This window comes from Vibrio sp. 10N.222.48.A3 (assembly GCF_041475345.1).
In the GTDB taxonomy this organism is placed as follows: Bacteria; Pseudomonadota; Gammaproteobacteria; order Enterobacterales; family Vibrionaceae; genus Vibrio; species Vibrio tasmaniensis_A.
Map to the genome: position 1 here is coordinate 1274 of NZ_JBFRVX010001158.1, position 244 is coordinate 1517.

Annotated in this window: 1 protein-coding gene; it reads left to right on the top strand. The window is 46.7% G+C overall.

Going from position 1 to position 244, the window contains the following annotated elements:
• On the top strand, positions 1 to 244 hold a 244-nt coding region (locus AB4653_RS24630), incomplete at both ends, for a deoxyribodipyrimidine photo-lyase (RefSeq protein ID WP_372105545.1).

The following is a 244-nucleotide window of genomic DNA, read 5'->3' on the forward strand; positions in this document are numbered from 1 at the left end:
ATCAAAGCTGATTTTATCTATCGTCATCTAAAACAACTCGATTCCCAGCTCGCTGAATTCGGGATAACGTTGCTTCACCTGAAAGCTAGCGACTTTGACGACCAATCCAAACAGCTCATCGATTTGTGCCAGCAGCTTGATGCCAAGTGCGTCTACGCTAACTCTGAACCAGAGGTCGATGAACAAGCTCGCGATAAAGAGCTGATTTCAAGCGGCCTAAACCTCAAGATCAGCGATTGTGACG